Source organism: Brenneria salicis ATCC 15712 = DSM 30166, from assembly GCF_003315515.1.
In the GTDB taxonomy this organism is placed as follows: Bacteria; Pseudomonadota; Gammaproteobacteria; order Enterobacterales; family Enterobacteriaceae; genus Brenneria; species Brenneria salicis.
In genome coordinates this window covers 1-17,445 of the sequence record NZ_QNRY01000061.1, presented here as the reverse complement: position 1 = coordinate 17,445, position 17,445 = coordinate 1, and the positions used below count along the sequence as shown (strand labels likewise).

Annotated in this window: 17 protein-coding genes, 1 pseudogene and 1 riboswitch; of the genes and pseudogenes, 8 read left to right on the top strand and 10 right to left on the bottom strand. The window is 52.8% G+C overall.

What is annotated here, in order from left to right; all coding sequences use genetic code 11:
• Positions 1 to 123 precede the first annotated feature (123 nt).
• Positions 124 to 924 (top strand): annotated as a pseudogene (locus tag DES54_RS17205) (MFS transporter); the annotation flags it as partial.
• 75 nt (positions 925 to 999) lie between these two features.
• On the opposite strand, the gene DES54_RS17200 reads toward DES54_RS17205, so the two are convergent.
• On the bottom strand, positions 1,000 to 1,188 hold the full coding sequence (locus DES54_RS17200; protein WP_113869464.1) for a DUF1127 domain-containing protein: 189 nt from the start codon (positions 1,186 to 1,188) through the stop codon (positions 1,000 to 1,002).
• Positions 1,189 to 1,364: 176 nt separating this feature from the next.
• Here DES54_RS17200 and DES54_RS17195 point away from each other — a divergent pair, with 176 nt between their 5' ends.
• Entirely contained in the window at positions 1,365 to 2,825 is a 1,461-nt protein-coding gene (locus tag DES54_RS17195; RefSeq protein WP_113869466.1) for an aminotransferase-like domain-containing protein, read from the top strand.
• Between the two features lie 248 nt (positions 2,826 to 3,073).
• Here DES54_RS17195 and thiH read toward each other — a convergent pair whose 3' ends face one another.
• From thiH to rsd, 7 genes are all read right to left on the bottom strand, one after another.
• Positions 3,074 to 4,204, bottom strand: coding sequence for a 2-iminoacetate synthase ThiH (gene thiH, locus DES54_RS17190; RefSeq protein ID WP_113869462.1), 1,131 nt, complete (start codon positions 4,202 to 4,204; stop codon positions 3,074 to 3,076).
• The gene (locus DES54_RS17185) at positions 4,201 to 4,986 is read right to left on the bottom strand and encodes a thiazole synthase (protein WP_113869460.1); all 786 of its coding nucleotides are present in this window, start codon (positions 4,984 to 4,986) and stop codon (positions 4,201 to 4,203) included. The genes thiH and DES54_RS17185 overlap by 4 nt, the downstream gene beginning before the upstream one ends.
• A 1-nt stretch (position 4,987) precedes the next feature.
• Positions 4,988 to 5,188, bottom strand: coding sequence for a sulfur carrier protein ThiS (thiS, locus tag DES54_RS17180; protein ID WP_113869458.1), 201 nt, complete (start codon positions 5,186 to 5,188; stop codon positions 4,988 to 4,990).
• Entirely contained in the window at positions 5,185 to 5,964 is a 780-nt protein-coding gene (locus tag DES54_RS17175; RefSeq protein WP_113869456.1) for a HesA/MoeB/ThiF family protein, read from the bottom strand. Before DES54_RS17175 ends, thiS begins: the two co-directional genes overlap by 4 nt.
• A 1-nt stretch (position 5,965) precedes the next feature.
• Positions 5,966 to 6,616 carry a thiamine phosphate synthase gene (thiE, locus tag DES54_RS17170; RefSeq protein ID WP_113869454.1) on the bottom strand — a complete coding sequence of 217 codons (651 nt, stop codon included), beginning with the start codon at positions 6,614 to 6,616 and terminating at the stop codon, positions 5,966 to 5,968.
• Positions 6,613 to 8,562: a phosphomethylpyrimidine synthase ThiC gene (gene thiC, locus DES54_RS17165; RefSeq protein ID WP_113869452.1), complete on the bottom strand. Its 1,950-nt coding sequence runs from the start codon at positions 8,560 to 8,562 to the stop codon at positions 6,613 to 6,615. Before thiC ends, thiE begins: the two co-directional genes overlap by 4 nt.
• Before the next feature lie 105 nt (positions 8,563 to 8,667).
• Positions 8,668 to 8,806, bottom strand: a riboswitch (TPP riboswitch).
• A gap of 171 nt (positions 8,807 to 8,977) precedes the next feature.
• A complete protein-coding gene (gene rsd / locus DES54_RS17160; protein ID WP_113869450.1) occupies positions 8,978 to 9,439 on the bottom strand; it encodes a sigma D regulator in 462 nt (153 codons plus the stop codon).
• 109 nt (positions 9,440 to 9,548) lie between these two features.
• Here rsd and nudC point away from each other — a divergent pair, with 109 nt between their 5' ends.
• The 6 genes from nudC to DES54_RS17130 all read left to right on the top strand — a co-directional run bounded on the left by nudC (position 9,549) and on the right by DES54_RS17130 (position 13,994).
• Entirely contained in the window at positions 9,549 to 10,364 is an 816-nt protein-coding gene (gene nudC, locus DES54_RS17155; protein ID WP_113869448.1) for an NAD(+) diphosphatase, read from the top strand.
• A gap of 36 nt (positions 10,365 to 10,400) precedes the next feature.
• Positions 10,401 to 11,465, top strand: coding sequence for a uroporphyrinogen decarboxylase (gene hemE / locus DES54_RS17150; protein WP_113869446.1), 1,065 nt, complete (start codon positions 10,401 to 10,403; stop codon positions 11,463 to 11,465).
• 16 nt (positions 11,466 to 11,481) lie between these two features.
• The gene (gene nfi, locus DES54_RS17145) at positions 11,482 to 12,150 is read left to right on the top strand and encodes a deoxyribonuclease V (RefSeq protein WP_113869444.1); all 669 of its coding nucleotides are present in this window, start codon (positions 11,482 to 11,484) and stop codon (positions 12,148 to 12,150) included.
• 88 nt (positions 12,151 to 12,238) lie between these two features.
• A complete protein-coding gene (locus tag DES54_RS17140; protein ID WP_113869442.1) occupies positions 12,239 to 12,826 on the top strand; it encodes a YjaG family protein in 588 nt (195 codons plus the stop codon).
• Positions 12,827 to 13,015: 189 nt separating this feature from the next.
• The gene (hupA, locus tag DES54_RS17135; RefSeq protein ID WP_109491429.1) at positions 13,016 to 13,288 is read left to right on the top strand and encodes a nucleoid-associated protein HU-alpha; all 273 of its coding nucleotides are present in this window, start codon (positions 13,016 to 13,018) and stop codon (positions 13,286 to 13,288) included.
• Positions 13,289 to 13,292: 4 nt separating this feature from the next.
• A complete protein-coding gene (locus DES54_RS17130; protein ID WP_113869440.1) occupies positions 13,293 to 13,994 on the top strand; it encodes a DUF1481 domain-containing protein in 702 nt (233 codons plus the stop codon).
• A gap of 68 nt (positions 13,995 to 14,062) precedes the next feature.
• Here DES54_RS17130 and purD read toward each other — a convergent pair whose 3' ends face one another.
• Together purD and purH are read right to left on the bottom strand one after the other, a co-directional pair.
• Positions 14,063 to 15,349 (bottom strand): phosphoribosylamine--glycine ligase, encoded by a 1,287-nt coding sequence (gene purD / locus DES54_RS17125; protein ID WP_113869438.1) that lies wholly within the window; start codon positions 15,347 to 15,349, stop codon positions 14,063 to 14,065.
• A 17-nt stretch (positions 15,350 to 15,366) separates the two neighbouring features.
• Entirely contained in the window at positions 15,367 to 16,956 is a 1,590-nt protein-coding gene (gene purH / locus DES54_RS17120; protein WP_113869436.1) for a bifunctional phosphoribosylaminoimidazolecarboxamide formyltransferase/IMP cyclohydrolase, read from the bottom strand.
• Positions 16,957 to 17,445: the final 489 nt, after the last annotated feature.

Below are 17,445 nucleotides of genomic sequence, written 5' to 3'. Positions count from 1 at the left end.
TATCGTGGGATATTACAGCACGATCAGACCACACGACTATAACGGTGGATTACCCCCAAACGAATCGGAAAATCGATTCTGGAAAAACTCTAAACCCGTGGCCAGTTTTAGTTGACCACTACATTATTGGCAACGGGTTCCATTGCGTTGGTCAGCAATTATACGACAAACGCGGATTTTATGAGTTGGGGCTGGCGTCTGCCGTTTTTATTCAGCGTGGTGCTGGTTGCGGTCGCCTGGTGGATCCGCTCCGGGATGGACGAATCTCAGGAGTTCGAGGCCAACAAAAAATTACAGGAAAGAACCGATAAAATCCGCTCGTTCCCGATTATTGAAGCATTGCGCAAGCACCCGAAAGCATTTTTGTTGATCATCGCTCTGCGTTTGGGCGAGCTATTAACGATGTATATCGTCACGGCGTTTGCACTCAATTACTCGACCACCAATTTGGGAATGTCGCGAGAGTTGTTTCTCAATATTGGTTTATTGGTCGGCGGCATTAGCTGTTTCACTATTCCCCTCTTTGCCCGCCTTGCCGACAACTTCGGGCGGCGCAGGATCTATGTGAGCGGCGCTCTGATTGGCGCGGCCAGCGCGCTGCCTTTCTTTAGGGCATTGGAAGCGCACGCCAGCCTGTGGATCCTGTTTTTCGCGATTATGCTCGCCAACGTCGCCCACGATATGATCGTCAGCGTTCAGCAACCGATGTTTACCGAGTTGTTTGGCGCGGCGTATCGTTATAGCGGCGCTGGGGTGGGTTATCAGGTCGCCAGCGTAGTGGGCGGCGGTTTCACACCGTTTATCGCGGTTTTGCTGGTGGAGTTCATGGATGGTTCATGGCACGCGGTTGCGGCTTATCTGGCGGTAGGGTGCCTGCTGTCGGCGATTGTCGGGTCGCGCATGAAGCCTCAGCATACCGATTAATTCTCTTGCCTTTACATCGGCTGATACGAGACGTGCTGTCCTGTATCAGCCGCTTCATCGCTTTTCTCTGCTTAACTAAAAACGATCGATATCGTCACGCGTCAGACCAATATCCCTCAGCCGGTCGTCGTTCATGTTTTGCAGGATCTTCCGTGTTTGATTTCTTACCCGCCATGCTTTCCAGCGGCGATAAGGCAGCGTAATCATGCGTCGGAATCGTGATCGGCTACATGGTTGTTGTAATCGTTGCTGGTGAAATCCCATACTTTTTCCCCTTTGCCCGTTGCCTGAACGTTATAATGCGGGGAACACCAGATTCGATACAGATGCAGAAAATAGTTTTTTTTTACATACAGATTGTGTGATATTGCATCTGAATGGCATTTTTTTCTCTTATCTGTACTGGTTATAACTATTTTTTACTGTGGGGATTGATACTGATGACGCGTTATCAACATCTTGCCATGCTGCTGGAGCAGCGCATCGAACAGGGGCTATACCGTAGCGGTGAACGTCTGCCATCTGTTCGGGCGTTGAGTTCGGAGCATGGCGTCAGTATCAGTACGGTACAGCAGGCCTATCATGTGCTGGAAACGCGCCGGCTTATTATGCCGCAACCTCGTTCCGGCTATTTCGTTGCGCCGCGCAAAGCCACGCTGCCGATGCCTGAATTGACCCGTCCGGCTCAGCGCCCGGTTGAGATCACTCAGTGGGAATCGGTGCTGGAATTGTTTAACTCATGCCCGGATAACCGGACCTTCAACTTTGGCGGCGGCTCGCCGGATATTCACCAGTCATCCGTTAAGCCTCTGTGGAAAGTCATGAGTCGTTTTTGTCAGCGTCAGGATGAACGGGTACTGAACTATGGCGATATGTATGGCGTTCATGAGCTACGCGAACAGATTGCACGGCTGGCGTTAGATAGCGGTTGTCAACTGACTAAAGACGAGATCGTTATTACGACGGGCTGTCAGGAAGCGCTGTTTGTCGCGGTGCGAGCGATTTGCGCACCCGGAGATATCGTTGCCGTTGAGTCACCGACATTTCCCGGCACGTTGCAATTGCTGCGTGGCCTGGGGATCAAAGTGATAGAGATCCCAACCTGCGCGATCACCGGGATCAGTCTGGATGCACTCAGGCTGGCGCTGGAGCAGTGGCCGGTCAAGGCGTTGCTGCTGGTGCCGACCTGCAATAACCCACTGGGTTTCTGTATGCCTGATGAGTATAAACAGGCATTGGTTACGCTGGCGCAGCAATTTGAACTGGCGATTATTGAAGATGATGCTTATGGCGAGCTTGCCTATGACTACCCGCGTCCGCGCACCGTTAAGTCATTCGATGATGATGGTCGGGTACTGCTGTGCAGTTCTTTTTCTAAAACCATTGCGCCGGGTCTGCGCGTCGGCTGGATAGCGCCGGGACGGTATCTGGAGCGGGTGTTGCACATGAAGTACATCAGCACTGGCTATACGGTTTCTCATACCCAATTGGCGGTTGCCGAGTTTATCGCCCAGGGACACTATCAGCCCCATCTGCGGCGAATGCGCGCACAATACAAAGCGAATCTGGGGGTGTTTACCTGCCATGTGAGGGAGTATTTTCCTGATGGGATCTGCGTTAGCCGTCCGCAGGGCGGATTTCTGATGTGGATTGAATTGCCGGAATACTTTGATTCACTCCGTCTTAATCGTGCGGTGAAACTGGCCGGGATCCAGATAGCGGCGGGATCGTTGTTTTCCGCGGCCGGTAAATATCGTAACTGCATTCGGCTCAATTATGCATTGCCGTTTACGCAGGAAACGCAGCAAGGGTTACGTATTGTTGGTGACGCCGTGGAAAAATTGCTTGATGAATACGAATCCGGCGATGGCGTTGCGCAACGTCTGATGACGCTGGAATAAAACCGTATTCGCTTCAGGAGGCTGATACGGGGAAGGGCCGATACCGGTAAGGATATAAAACCGGTATCGGCTTGATTGAGAAGCAGGACCACCTTGATAGCGGCGGTTCTGGCCGGCAACGCTCGATAGCTAACGGGCTGCGCCAACACGCCGCACTGTAATACCGGGCGATTCGTTTGACGAGCGGCAATCATCCGTTCTGCGAGGAGGTATCCAGAGAGACACCTCCATCGTGGTATTTTCACCTTTTATTGCGAACGTCTTCCCAAATATCCATCCCAATCTTTCCAGACGGGCTGTAATCCTGCTCGGATAATCGCCTGCGCCACTTCCTCCGGGCGGCGATCATCATGTGGGGTAAACTGTTCCAGTTCAGGATGATCGTCTGCATAACCGCCTGGCTGGGTTTTAGAGAAGGCGCTGACGTTATTGATTGCAATGGGAATGGCGTGATCGCGGAAAAAGGATGACTCGCGGGTCGAGAGAGATAGCTCAATATCCGGCGATAGCAGTCTGAAAGCACAAATGACCTGCATTAGCTGTGCTTCATCCATTATTGAGGCGGGTTCAATACCACCGGCACAGGGACGCAAGCGTGGGAATGAGATGGAATAGCGGCTCTGCCAGTAAGTTTGCTGCAAGTGCAGCAGGTGCTCGGCCACCATATAGCAGTCCGTCCGCCAACTATCGGACAAGCCGATTAGCGCTCCCAAGCCGATCTTATCGATCCCCGCTCGTCCCAGGCGATCCGGTGTCGCAAGCCGCCAGTGAAAATCCTGTTTTTGACCTTTCAGGTGATGTAACTGGTAAGTCGCCGGATGATAGGTTTCCTGATAAACCATCACGCCATCCAATCCCAGCGTTTTCAATTCGGCGTACTCTTGTTGCGACAGCGGCTGGACTTCAATCATCAGTGAACTGAAGAGTGGGCGAATAAGTGGGAACACGCGGCGAAAATAATCCATCCCCACCTTGCGCTGATGCTCGCCGGTAACTAATAGCAGATGATCGAATCCCATCTCCTTGATCGCGGCGCACTCACGCAGGATCTCCGCCTCATCCAGCGTTTTCCGTTTGATGCGATTACTCATCGAAAAGCCGCAATAAGTGCAGTCATTCGAACACAAGTTGGAGAGATAGAGCGGTACGTAGAAACTGACCGTGTTACCGAATCGTTGCCGGGTCAATTGTTGTGCGTGTTGTGCCAACGCTTCCAGATAATGACTGGCGGCAGGGGAAAGCAGCGCCATAAAGTCTTCGCGCGTCAGCCTCTGTGCGTCTAGCGCATGTTCAACATCACGTGAGGTTTTGCTGTTGATGCGCAGCGTGAGATCGTCCCAGTCGAGTTGTTGCCAGATCTGTTGAAAATCACGGTTCATGATTTTACCTCTTCTGTCTGCTGGCGTAAAAATCCGGTTAAGGGGCTGGTGGCGCTGGCGGTAAACCGTTTATTCCCCAGCCCGGCATGATAAGCCAGCGCTCCGGCTTCCACTGCTGTTTTAAACGCTTTCGCCATACTGACCGGATCGCGGGCGACGGCAATGGCGGTATTGACCAATACCGCGTCTGCGCCCATTTCCAGCGCTTCGGCGGCATGACTGGGGGCGCCGATGCCGGCATCCACCACCACCGGGATACGAGCCTGTTCAATGATGATGCGCAGAAAATCACGGGTTTGCAGCCCCTGATTGGAGCCAATCGGCGCGCCCAGCGGCATCACGGCGGCACATCCTGCTTCTTCCAGCCGTTTACACAGCACAGGGTCGGCGCCGCAGTAGGGCAACACCACAAACCCTTCTTTGACCAACTGTTCAGCGGCTTTCAGAGTTTCGATCGGGTCGGGGAGCAGGTACTTCATATCCGGGTGGACTTCCAGCTTCACCCAATGGGTGTCCAACGCCTCACGTGCGAGCCGGGCTGCAAAGATGGCTTCATCAGCCGTTTTTGCCCCGGAGGTATTCGGCAACAGTTTGATGCCGAGTTGTCGTAGCGGTGCGAGAATACCGTCATTTCCGCTTTTTAAATCAACGCGTTTCATTGCCATGGTCACCAACTGTGAACCCGACGCCTGTAACGCGGTCAGCATCAAGTCTGATGCGGCAAATTTTCCGGTGCCGGTGAGCAGCCGGGATGTGAACGTGGTATTGGCAATATTCAGCATGTCATCCTCCCGCGATTACCTGAAAAAGCAAAATATCATCACCGTCCTGCACTTGATGCTGAGCCCAGGCGCTGCGCGGGATAATGGTTTGGTTGACGGCCAGCGCCGTCCCTGGTTGTAGTCGGTTTATCTGTGTAAGGAGCGCTTCGAGGGTTAGCGCCTCGTCCAGTACGATCATCTGGTCGTTCAGGGTAACGTTCATGTTGCTTCCCCGCATACCGGACAATCAGGGACGCGGGTTAGCTGCAGGGTATGCCAGCTTTGCTGTTTACCATCAAACAGCCGTAGTTTGCCGCTAAGCGGCGAGGGCAGACCAACCAGTAATTTGATCGCTTCCAGCGCTTGCAAAATACCCATGACACCGACCACTGGGCCAAGCACGCCAGCAGTGCGGCAGTTTCGTTGCGGTTCGGCGGCATCGGGATACAGGCAGGCATAACAACCGTGTTGATAGGGTGGCGTCAGAACCAGTAGCTGTCCGCTGAAGCCAACGGCGCTACCGCTGATTAATGATTTTCGGGCTTTGAAGCAGGCGGCGTTAACGGCATGACGGGTTGCCATATTGTCGCTGCAATCCAGAATCAGATCGGCTTTGCCGATCGCGTCATGTAGTGGGGCGTCAGCCAATCTCTCCATCAGCGCGATATATTCTGTTTGAGGATTCAATGCCTGCAATTGTCGTTGTGCCAGAATAGCTTTGGGCTTATCGGTATCGCGGGTGCGATAGAGGATCTGCCTTTGCAGGTTACTGATATGCAGCTTGTCATGGTCTGCCAGCAACAACGTGCCGACGCCGGCGGCGGCCAGATACAAGGACGCCGGCGCGCCTAAACCACCCAACCCGACCAGCAAGACGCTGGCGGATTTGAGCTTTTCCTGCCCTTCGGGGCCAACCTCTTCCAGCAGCAGTTGGCGGCTGTAGCGCAGGAATTCCTGATCGTTCAGATTGTCGGGCTGGACTGTATGATCACCAGGCATCTTATCTCTCCCGTCCTTCGACCATGTTGAGTAATGTCGCCGTCGCCTGACGCCAGTCCGACGCCTGGGTGATGGCACTGACAACGGCTATACTGCCGACGCCGGTCGCCAATACCGACGGGACGTTATCAATGCTGATACCGCCAATGGCGACAGTGGGAAAGCTACCTTGCAGACCGGCAACGTGCCGGGCCAGTTCGGTCAGTCCCTGCGGGGATGAGGGCATGGCTTTGGTTTGGGTCGGGAAAATGTGTCCCAGCGCGATATAAGAGGGATTTACCACGGTCGCGCGCGCCAGTTCGCGGTCATCGTGAGTAGAGAGGCCGAGTCGCAACCCCGCCTGTTTGATGGCGGTCAGGTCGGCAGTGTCCAAATCCTCCTGCCCCAGATGGACGCCATAGGCCTGATGCTTAATCGCCAGACGCCAATAGTCATTGATAAACAGCCGCGCCTGATAACGACGTCCTAACGCTATCGCCTGAATGACATCGCGTTCAACTTGCTCATCGGGCAGGTCTTTAATCCGTAATTGAATCGTTTTTACCCCGACGCCAAGTAAGCGTTCGATCCACGCCACGCTGTCCACCACCGGATAGAGGCCAAGCCGCGGCGCTGTCGGCGCAAACGGCTCGGTTGTCTGAGGTGCGGTCATTTGCTGTCCTCCGCTTGCACGCTGGCGGCGCTGTGGTATAGCTCGCCGCCGCGGGAACGAAATTCCGCGGACATCTGCGCCATGCCGACTTCAATGGGTTTGGCCTCTGCTCCCTGCTTCGCGGCGTAGTCGCGTACTTCCTGCGAAATTTTCATTGAGCAGAATTTAGGGCCGCACATGGAGCAGAAGTGGGCGACTTTACCGGACTCCTGCGGCAGGGTTTCGTCGTGATAGGCGCGGGCGGTTTCAGGATCCAGCGCCAGATTGAACTGATCTTCCCAGCGGAATTCGAAACGCGCTTTCGACATGGCGTTGTCGCGGATCTGCGCGCCCGGATGTCCTTTAGCCAAATCAGCGGCATGAGCGGCGATTTTGTAGGTGATTAGCCCTTGTTTGACGTCTTCCTTGTTGGGCAAACCAAGGTGCTCTTTCGGGGTGACGTAACACAACATGGCACAGCCAAACCAACCGATCATCGCCGCGCCGATACCAGAGGTAAAATGATCGTAACCCGGCGCGATATCGGTGGTGAGCGGCCCAAGCGTATAGAACGGCGCTTCGTGGCAGTGATCCAGTTCTTCAATCATGTTGCGGCGGATCATCTGCATCGGCACATGGCCGGGGCCTTCGATCATCACCTGCACATCGTATTCCCAGGCGATTTTTGTCAGTTCCCCCAGCGTATGCAGTTCGGCGAATTGCGCCTCATCATTGGCATCCTGAATCGAACCGGGGCGCAAGCCGTCGCCCAGCGACAGCGCAACGTCATAAGCGGCGCAGATTTCACAGATTTCGCGGAAATGCTGGTACAGGAAACTCTCTGTATGATGCGACAGGCACCACTTCGCCATAATGGAACCACCACGCGATACAATACCGGTCAAGCGTTTGGCGGTCATCGGAACATAGCGCAATAGTACGCCGGCATGAATGGTGAAGTAATCGACGCCTTGTTCCGCTTGCTCCAGCAGCGTATCGCGAAACATTTCCCAGTTGAGGTTTTCCGCCACGCCATTCACTTTTTCCAGCGCTTGATAAATGGGAACGGTGCCAATCGGAACCGGGCTGTTGCGCAAGATCCACTCGCGGGTTTCGTGGATATAGCGGCCAGTGGAGAGATCCATTACGGTATCCGCGCCCCAGAGGGTCGACCACACCAGTTTTTCGACCTCTTCTTCAATGGAGGAGGTCACCGCGGAATTACCAATATTGGCGTTCACCTTCACCAGAAAGTTACGGCCGATAACCATTGGTTCTGATTCAGGGTGATTAATATTGGCGGGAATAATGGCGCGTCCGGCGGCGACTTCCTGGCGGACGAATTCCGGTGTGATGTTCTGCGGCAAATGCGCACCAAAGCTTTGCCCCGGATGCTGTTGACGCAGCACCTCGCCTCGAATTCGTTCGCGGCCCATGTTTTCACGGATCGCGATAAACTCCATTTCCGGCGTGATGATGCCCTGACGCGCGTAATGCAACTGGGTGACGCACTTTCCCGCTTTGGCGCGCCGTGGGCGAGGCAAGTGCTCGAAGCGCAGATGGTCCAGCCCGGCATCGGCGAGGCGCTGCTGGGTAAAATCGGAACTGACGCCAGTCAGCGTTTCAGTATCGTTGCGCTCGGCGATCCAGTTCGCTCTGATTTTTTCCAACCCAACCCGCACATCAGGCTGTGACGTCGGATCGCCGTAAGGACCAGCCGTATCATAAACCGGAATAGGTTCGTTGAGTTCATACTGCGGCGTATCCTTGCCGCCGCCGACCAGAGTCGGACTCAGTTGGATTTCACGCATTGGCACCCGGATATCTTCGCGTGAACCGGTCAGATAGATACGTTGCGAATTAGGGAACGCCATGCCCTGCAAGGTATCAATGAATTGTTGCGCGGCGGCGCGTTGCTCACGACGGCCAGTTTTAGATGGTTTTGATAATAATGGTTCTGTAGACATAGCAAGTTCCTGTAAGACGTAAGGAGAAAATGCTTGTCTGGAGCCGGAGGGAGTAATAATGAGTCGTGTAGATGAACGTATGCAAACGTTATCGATGGCCCAATGAGACACATTACTCTTGTTCCCTTCGCAGGTATTAACCCGATCAGGTTCCGCGGATCCCGAATTAACGGTCTCAGCCTGTCGTTTGAAAGCTTCCCAACGGGAAGACATCACAACGTCCTAGGCACTCCGACAAGATTAGCCCGTCGCTTAAACGGGCTGATAAAAACAGTAACACTGTATGACGATGAAATAGCCATGTCAAAACGTGTTGAACGGATCAGCGAGAAACCTCGCCGATATAATGCATTGTCCTCTAATACGTTCGTTAGCCAAAACTTTGTCTGTCAAAACTTCGTCAGCCAAAACAAGGTTACTTATCGAAAATCAGGCGGATCATGGCGTCTTCTTGGGTAAAACGTTCAGCTAACGCCTCACCGACGCAGGAAAGCGCCTGCTGAAATTCGAGGCAGTTATCATGATCGATCATGGCGGCTAAATGGCCGTCGTAGAATGCCATAATACGTTGTGTATTGTTTTGTAACGCGAGCTCAAGCTGTGTCAGGCGGACCAGTTTCTGTTCACTGAGATCCGCTGCTTCATGCAATATCTTCTCATAGACGTGAAAATGACCGCTGGAAAGATAATCCACCAGATTGTGACAAAAATGATTCAGCGCCTCTTCATCCAGGCGTGAAAGTGTCTCTTTTTTGGGTTTGATGCCAACCAGATGATAGTACGCGACCAGAAGCGTCTTGTGTGCTTGTAGCCACTGGTCGATTAACGCATTATTGCCACCAACGTATTCAGTCAGGGTTTGTAACTGGTTTAGCATTGTTGGACTCCGTGAACGGTAAGAAATAACTAATATGTTAGTTATAAAACTTATGTCATCACTCAGAATGTAAAATGCCAGTGAAGTGAGAGTGGAGCAATAAAAAGATATGGAACAGACGTTAAAAGGTGATGAGATTGGTTGGTGGGTGGTCAGCGACGCAGGTCAAATCTGGCTGCCGCAGGGAGAATTGCCGCAGGGATCGGGATCGTCCTGGTCATTGCAAGGGGCGATAGGGCGTAAAATCGGCGAATGGCAAGGCTTGCCGGTGTGGTTGATCTGTCTGAGCAAAGAGAAAGGAATGACCTCCGTCCGCCAGCTTATCGATCAGGACGTGGGATTATTTCAACTGGCGGGGCGCGGTGTGCAACTGGCCGAGTTTTACCGTTCCCACCGTTTCTGCGGTTACTGCGGCCATGAAATGGTCAGGAGTAAAACGGAACTGGCGTGCCTGTGCCACCACTGTAAGGAGCGGTATTATCCGCAGATTGCGCCCTGTATCATTGTGGCGATCCGCCGCGGCGACGAGATTCTGCTGGCGCAGCATAATCGTCATCGCGGCAAGATGTACACGGTACTGGCTGGGTTTGTCGAAGTCGGCGAAACGCTGGAGCAGACGGCGGCGCGCGAGGTGATGGAAGAAAGTCAGATTCAAATCAAGAATCTACGTTACATCAGTTCTCAACCCTGGCCTTTCCCTCACTCGCTGATGATGGCATTCATGGCCGACTATGCAGGCGGTGAAATTAAGCACGATCCGAAAGAGTTACGTGATGCCGCCTGGTTCCGATATGATCGGTTGCCGCTTTTACCGCCATCTGGAACGGTAGCGCGTCGTCTTATCGAAGATACGGTCGTATTGTGCCGCGCCTGGCATGAGCGCGGCGACGAACATGTTACCATTCACCAGGATAATGATAAGTGACGATGAAAAGCTTCATAATGCCTTAAGGAAAATGACATGACTGATCTGAAAAACGATCGCTATTTGCGGGCGTTGTTGCGCCAGCCAGTTGACGTGACGCCCGTTTGGATGATGCGTCAGGCGGGGCGGTATCTGCCAGAGTACAAAGCAACCCGCGCGCAGGCCGGCGATTTTATGTCGTTGTGCAAAAATGCGGATCTGGCTTGTGAAGTCACATTGCAACCTCTACGACGTTATCCTCTTGACGCGGCCATTTTGTTTTCAGACATCCTGACCATTCCCGATGCCATGGGGCTGGGGCTCTATTTTGAAGCGGGAGAAGGTCCCTGTTTTCAGTATCCGCTCACCCGGCACGCGGATGTCGTCAAATTGCCGATCCCCGATCCTGAGCAGGAACTGGGCTATGTGATGAATGCGGTACGCACCATTCGTCGTCATCTTGCGGGAGCGGTGCCGCTGATTGGTTTTTCCGGCAGCCCCTGGACGCTGGCGACCTATATGGTCGAAGGCGGCAGCAGTAAAGCTTTTACCATCATTAAAAAAATGATGTTTGCACAACCGCAAACGTTGCATTTGCTGTTGGATAAGCTGGCCGACAGCGTCATCCTGTATCTGAATGCCCAGATCCGTGCGGGCGCGCAAGCCGTGATGGTTTTTGATACCTGGGGCGGCGTGTTGAGCGGTCGTGATTATCGTGAGTTTTCCCTGCATTACATGCACAAGATTGTCGATGGATTACAGCGTGAAAGCGAAGGCCGCCGCGTTCCGGTCACCCTGTTTACCAAAGGGGGCGGGCAATGGCTGGAAGCGATAGCGGAAACCGGGTGCGATGCGATCGGGCTGGACTGGACGAGCGAAATTGCCGATGCCCGGCGACGGGTAGGGGATAAGGTGGCGTTGCAAGGTAATATGGATCCGTCCATGTTGTACGCGTCTCCCGCCAGAATCGAACAGGAAGTGGCGACTATTCTGGCGGAATTCGGTCAGGGCAATGGACATGTCTTCAATCTGGGACATGGTATCCATCAGGATGTGCCGCCGGAGCATGCCGGTGCATTCGTTAATGCGGTACACGCGTTATCCCTGCCTTATCATCAGTAACTCAGCAGGAGATACGGTGATTGATACCCAACAGTTAAAGGCCGAACAGTTGGCTCGTGCCTCTGAGATTATTCGTCATGACGATATGCCGTTTGAGCAACCCGCGTTTATCGCCGGGGCCGATGTCGGGTTTGAACAGGAAGGTGCGGTAACCCGCGCGGCTATTGCTATCATGCGGTATCCGTCTCTGGAACTGGTGGAGTATAAAATTGCGCGTATCAGCACCACGATGCCGTATATCCCAGGTTTTCTCTCATTTCGAGAGTGTCCAGGATTATTGGCGGTCTGGGACAGGCTGGAGCAGAAGCCGGACTTGATGTTTGTCGATGGACATGGCATTTCTCATCCGCGTCGGCTAGGCGTCGCCAGCCATCTCGGGTTGTTGGTCGATGTGCCGACGATTGGCGTGGCGAAACGGCGGCTGTGCGGCCATTTTGATCCCTTGCCGCCCGAGGTGGGCAGTCAGCAGCCGCTGGTGGATAAAGGCGAGCAGATCGGCTGGGTATGGCGTAGCAAAGCGCGCTGTAATCCGTTATTTGTGGCGACAGGGCATCGGGTCGGGTTGGACAGCGCGCTGCAATGGGTGCAACGTTGTATGCGCGGTTACCGTTTACCTGAGCCGACGCGCTGGGCGGATGCGGTGGCCTCTAACCGCCCCGCGTTTCAACGCTGGCAACGACAATAATCGTTAATGGAAACTTTAGGAATTCAGGCATAGGGTGTCATGGTAATTTCAGGTAAACTGCCGCCCATAGCTGTTAATGAGCATAAAAATGTTACGTAACCCCATTCATTTGCGTTTGGAAAAGCTGGGAAGTTGGCAGCATGTCACGTTTATGGCATGTCTTTGCGAACGTATGTACCCCAATTATCACGAGTTCTGCTGTCAGACAGCATTCGGTGATGCAATGGTTTACCGCCGTATTCTCGATCTTGTATGGGAAACTCTGGTGGTTAAAGATGTAAAGATCAATTTTGATAGCCAGTTGGAAAAGCTGGAAGAGGCAATTCCGGCGTCTGATGACTATGATATCTATGGCGTCTATCCGGCAATCGATGCTTGTATCGCGTTGGGTGAACTGGTTCACTCTCGTTTAAACGGTGAAACGCTGGAACATGCCATTGCTATCAGTGAAGCGTCAATCCGTACTGTCGCCATGCTTGAAATGACGCAGGCGGGTAAAGAAATGACTGATGAAGAACTGAACGCATTGCCTGCCATTGAAGATGAATGGGACATCCAGTGGGAGATTTTCCGCCTGTTGGCAGCCTGCGAAGAGCGTGATATCGAATTGATTAAGGGGTTGCGCGCCGATCTGCGTGAGGCCGGAAGCAGTAATATTGGGATAAATTTATCCTAAGAACGCAATAAAACGTGATTTAAGGCCTGAAATGGCGTGTCTTAAGGCTTCACATCCGCACCCTGTCTGGTCTACATTGGGGGGCGTAAAAAAAGTGGCTGTCGGTGCGTGTATGCAGGAGAGTGCTATTATTGCATATCCGTCGCACTCGATGCTTAGCAAGCGATAAACACACTGTAAGGAAAACTTATGAATAAGACTCAACTGATTGATGTAATTGCAGACAAAGCTGATCTGTCAAAAGCACAAGCGAAAGTGGCATTGGAGTCAACTCTGGCAGCAATTACCGAGTCTCTGAAAGAAGGTGATGCAGTACAATTAGTTGGTTTTGGTACATTTAAAGTCAACCATCGTAATGAGCGCACTGGCCGCAACCCACAAACTGGTAAAGAAATCAAAATTGCTGCCGCCAACGTGCCAGCATTTGTTGCAGGCAAAGCGCTGAAAGACGCAGTTAAGTAAGATCATGCCGGTTAAGCGTTTAAGCAGAGGGGCGGTGACGCCCCTTTTGCTTTTGTTACGTCCGCTATGGGTTGGCGCGTTAATCACCGCGATCGTAGCCTGTAGCAGTCATACCGCGCCACCTTCGACATTTGCCAGTGGCTATCTCGATGATCGCGGCGTGGTACGTCTCTGGCGTAAAGACGACGCTCAATATCGCACGACAACCCTGACGACGCTCTACAATCCGCTTCAGGGCGGGGATGCTGTTGTTACGCGTTATTCGTATCAGCAGGATAATATCAAGGAAATTCAGAAAACCCATCAGGGAACGCAGAAAGATGAAATTCGTATACGGTTTGCGCAAGATGGCACCGTGAGCTTTATGCAACGTCAGTTGGCCGAGCGGCGTGAACTGATCTCGGATGATGACATAGCACGATATCAGTTTGATGCGAAAAGAATACTGGAACTCAGTGATGTCCTGCGGGCGGGGAACGTTATTCTGAGGCAAGGAAAATGGCAGGATGGACAGGTTACCACCTGTGATGGCAAAAGCGTCCGCCCCGATTTTGACAGCACGTCACGTGCATGGATTGCCGAGCGCAACCAACGCGCCAAGGGAGCGTTAAATATTGCATGGCTGCAAGGTCCTGAAGGTGTTCAACTACTGCTGATGGAGGAAGAGAACGTTTGCCAGTGGGAGCCAGATGAAGCGAAGTCATGATGCCGCGTTTTCATCTCCCTGAGTTGGGGCATAAAAAAACCCGGATTGCTCCGGGCTTGTCATTGTGATCAGGCTTGTTCTCGCTCAATGGCGCGATAACCAATATCTTTCCGACAAAAGCTGCCTTGCCATTGAATGTTCGCCGCCAGTTCGTATGCGCGTTTTTGTGCCGAGGCAACGGTATCACCCAGTGCAGTGACACACAAAACACGTCCACCGTTAGTCACCACATCCTTGCCGCTTAACTTGGTGCCGGCGTGGAAGACCTTTCCGTCTTCTACATCCTGTTGCGGAAGACCGGAAATGATGTCGCCGTTGTGGTAATCGCCAGGGTAGCCGCCTGCGGCCAGCACCACACCCAACGACGGACGATCGTCCCAGAGCGAGTCTTTCTCATCCAGTTTGCCCGCACAGGCCGCCAGACACAGTTCAACCAGATCCGACTGCATGCGCAGCATAATCGGCTGTGTTTCCGGATCGCCAAAGCGACAGTTAAATTCAATCACCTTGGGCTGACCGTCTGAGGAAATCATCAAACCGGCATACAGGAAACCGGTATAGACGTTGCCTTCGGCTGTCATGCCATTGACCGTCGGCCAAATTACCTGTTCCATTACGCGCTGATGAACATCGGCGGTCACAACCGGCGCGGGAGAATAAGCGCCCATACCGCCGGTATTTGGACCGGTATCTTTGTCGCCCACCCGCTTGTGATCCTGACTGGTGGCCATCGGCAGCACGTTTTTCCCGTCAACCATCACGATGAAACTGGCTTCCTCACCGTCCAGAAACTCTTCAACCACAATACGATGACCCGCATCGCCGAACGCGTTGCCTGCCAGCATATCCTGAATCGCGTTTTCGGCTTCTTGCAGCGTCATCGCCACGATGACGCCTTTTCCCGCAGCCAAACCGTCCGCCTTGATCACGATAGGTGCGCCTTTGGCCCGCACATAGGCCAAAGCGGGTTCGACTTCGGTAAAGTTCTGATATTCAGCCGTCGGGATGCGATGACGGGCAAGAAAATCCTTGGTGAAGGCTTTTGAACCCTCTAATTGCGCTGCCGCTTGCGTTGGACCGAAAATTTTCAGGCCGGCATCACGAAATGCATCGACGACGCCAATAACCAAAGGAGCTTCAGGGCCCACAATGGTTAAACCAATGTCGTTTGCTTGCGCAAAAGCGAGCAGAGCGGGGATATCGTTCGCAGCAATATCGACATTAATCAGTGATGGTTCCAGCGCAGTGCCGGCGTTGCCTGGCGCGACATAGATTTTATCTGCCAGCGGCGACTGTGCGGCTTTCCAGGCCAGCGCATGTTCACGCCCGCCGTTGCCAATAATTAAAATATTCATATCAGTTAGCTCCAGAATTAATGGCGGAAATGGCGCATATCGGTAAAGATCATGGCTATGCCGTGTTCGTTGGCGGCAGCAATCACTTCATCATCACGGATGGAGCCACCCGGTTGGATCACGCAGGTAATACCGACCTCAGCCGCTGCATCAATGCCATCGCGGAACGGGAAGAAAGCATCGGATGCCATCGCGGAACCTTTGATTTCCAGACCTTCATCGCCTGCTTTGATAGCGGCGATTTTCGCGGAATAAACGCGGCTCATTTGGCCGGCGCCTATGCCGATGGTCATGTTGTCACGGGCGTAGACAATGGCATTGGATTTGACGAACTTGGCGACTTTCCAGCAAAACAGCGCATCGCATAATTCTTGTTCGCTAGGCTGACGTTCAGTCACCACGCGTAATTGAGAAGCGTCAACCATGCCCAGATCGCAATCCTGCACCAGCAATCCGCCGTTCACTCGTTTGAAATCCAGACTCGGAATACGTTGCTCCCATTCACCACAGGTCAGAACGCGTACATTTTGCTTGGCGGCGGTGACTTTTAAAGCCGCTTCACTGGCTGAAGGGGCGATAATCACTTCCACAAACTGGCGGCTGATGATGGCTTGCGCGGTTTCTTCATCCAGTTCGCGGTTAAATGCGATGATGCCGCCGAATGCTGAGGTTGGATCGGTTTTGTAAGCGCGCTCATAAGCATCAACGATTGAACTGCCTGTCGCGACGCCGCATGGATTGGCATGTTTTACAATCACACAGGCTGCGTCAGTAAATGCTTTCACACATTCCAGCGCGGCGTCGGTGTCGGCAATATTGTTGTAAGACAACGCCTTGCCCTGTAATTGCTGAGAGGTTGCGACGGAAGCCTCAGTCACATTCTCTTCTATATAGAAAGCCGCCTGCTGATGGCTGTTTTCGCCATAGCGCATGTCTTGCTTCTTGATGTAATTAAGATTCAGCGTGCGCGGAAAACGGCCTGACGGTTTATCTGTCTCACCATGGTAGGCCGGAACCAATGCGCCAAAATAGTTGGCGATCATGCTGTCGTAAGCAGCGGTATGTTCGAACGCTTTGATAGCCAGATCAAAACGGGTTTTATAAGTCAGGGAGCCTTCGTTGGCGTCAATTTCATTAATGATGGTGTGGTAATCACTGCTCTTGACCACGATAGCCACATCTTTATGGTTCTTGGCGGCGGAACGAACCATGGTTGGGCCGCCGATATCGATATTTTCGACGGCATCCTCCAGCGTACAATTTTCGCGGGCCACAGTCTGGGCAAAGGGATAAAGATTTACGACCACCATATCAATCGGTTTGATGTCGTGTTGCGTCATAATAGAATCATCCTGACCGCGACGTCCCAGAATGCCGCCGTGCACTTTCGGATGCAGTGTTTTAACTCGACCATCCATCATTTCGGGAAAACCCGTGTAGTCCGAGACCTCTGTTACCGGCAAATTAGCATCGGCTAGCAAACGCGCGGTGCCTCCGGTTGAAAGGAGCTCGACGCCACGCTGGGACAGCGCCTGGGCAAACTCGACAATACCTGCTTTGTCAGAAACGCTGAGCAGAGCGCGGCGGATAGGACGACGTTGTTGCATGATGATTTTATCCCTTGAATTTGGGTAGTCACTAAAGAACGTTACGTGAATATCGTCTTTTTCTTCGCTTCTTCGCATATATAGAGCGCGATTATTGCGAGATTAAAGAAAAAATTCAGTTAGCGTTCAAAAAAAGATGGTGGTTTTTGAGCGGGAGAATTGTAGCGAAAACGTTTGCGTGATGCTCGTCTAATTTTATTAGAATCCATATTGTGGATAAGTCTGTGTAAAAGTAGGTATAAAGCAAGATTTTGCTGTGGAATGCAGCAAACAGTGGGTTTTATGCAAAATACTTATTGCGGCTGCCCGATAAGTGCCTGTAATGCGCCACCACTGACCCGGCGACAGCGGCTTGCGCGGTTGTGAGGTGAGTGGGGAGTCGGGGAATAATCACTTGACTCTGAAAGAGGAAAGCGTAATATACGCCACCTCGCGTTAGTGGCTAAGGCCAGTACGCACTGCTCTTTAACAATTGAATCAGACAATCTG

What these genes read in the sequence shown, in the direction of transcription:
- rsd (WP_113869450.1), bottom strand. Translation starts at nt 9,439, where the DNA reads ATGCTAAACCAGTTACAAACCCTGACTGAATACGTTGGTGGCAATAAT.
- thiH (WP_113869462.1), bottom strand. Translation starts at nt 4,204, where the DNA reads ATGAACCGTGATTTTCAACAGATCTGGCAACAACTCGACTGGGACGAT.
- DES54_RS17185 (WP_113869460.1), bottom strand. Translation starts at nt 4,986, where the DNA reads ATGCTGAATATTGCCAATACCACGTTCACATCCCGGCTGCTCACCGGC.
- DES54_RS17195 (WP_113869466.1), top strand. Translation starts at nt 1,365, where the DNA reads ATGACGCGTTATCAACATCTTGCCATGCTGCTGGAGCAGCGCATCGAA.
- thiC (WP_113869452.1), bottom strand. Translation starts at nt 8,562, where the DNA reads ATGTCTACAGAACCATTATTATCAAAACCATCTAAAACTGGCCGTCGT.
- DES54_RS17140 (WP_113869442.1), top strand. Translation starts at nt 12,239, where the DNA reads ATGTTACGTAACCCCATTCATTTGCGTTTGGAAAAGCTGGGAAGTTGG.
- thiS (WP_113869458.1), bottom strand. Translation starts at nt 5,188, where the DNA reads ATGAACGTTACCCTGAACGACCAGATGATCGTACTGGACGAGGCGCTA.
- DES54_RS17200 (WP_113869464.1), bottom strand. Translation starts at nt 1,188, where the DNA reads ATGGGATTTCACCAGCAACGATTACAACAACCATGTAGCCGATCACGA.
- DES54_RS17175 (WP_113869456.1), bottom strand. Translation starts at nt 5,964, where the DNA reads ATGCCTGGTGATCATACAGTCCAGCCCGACAATCTGAACGATCAGGAA.
- DES54_RS17130 (WP_113869440.1), top strand. Translation starts at nt 13,293, where the DNA reads ATGCCGGTTAAGCGTTTAAGCAGAGGGGCGGTGACGCCCCTTTTGCTT.
- hupA (WP_109491429.1), top strand. Translation starts at nt 13,016, where the DNA reads ATGAATAAGACTCAACTGATTGATGTAATTGCAGACAAAGCTGATCTG.
- thiE (WP_113869454.1), bottom strand. Translation starts at nt 6,616, where the DNA reads ATGACCGCACCTCAGACAACCGAGCCGTTTGCGCCGACAGCGCCGCGG.
- hemE (WP_113869446.1), top strand. Translation starts at nt 10,401, where the DNA reads ATGACTGATCTGAAAAACGATCGCTATTTGCGGGCGTTGTTGCGCCAG.
- nudC (WP_113869448.1), top strand. Translation starts at nt 9,549, where the DNA reads ATGGAACAGACGTTAAAAGGTGATGAGATTGGTTGGTGGGTGGTCAGC.
- purH (WP_113869436.1), bottom strand. Translation starts at nt 16,956, where the DNA reads ATGCAACAACGTCGTCCTATCCGCCGCGCTCTGCTCAGCGTTTCTGAC.
- purD (WP_113869438.1), bottom strand. Translation starts at nt 15,349, where the DNA reads ATGAATATTTTAATTATTGGCAACGGCGGGCGTGAACATGCGCTGGCC.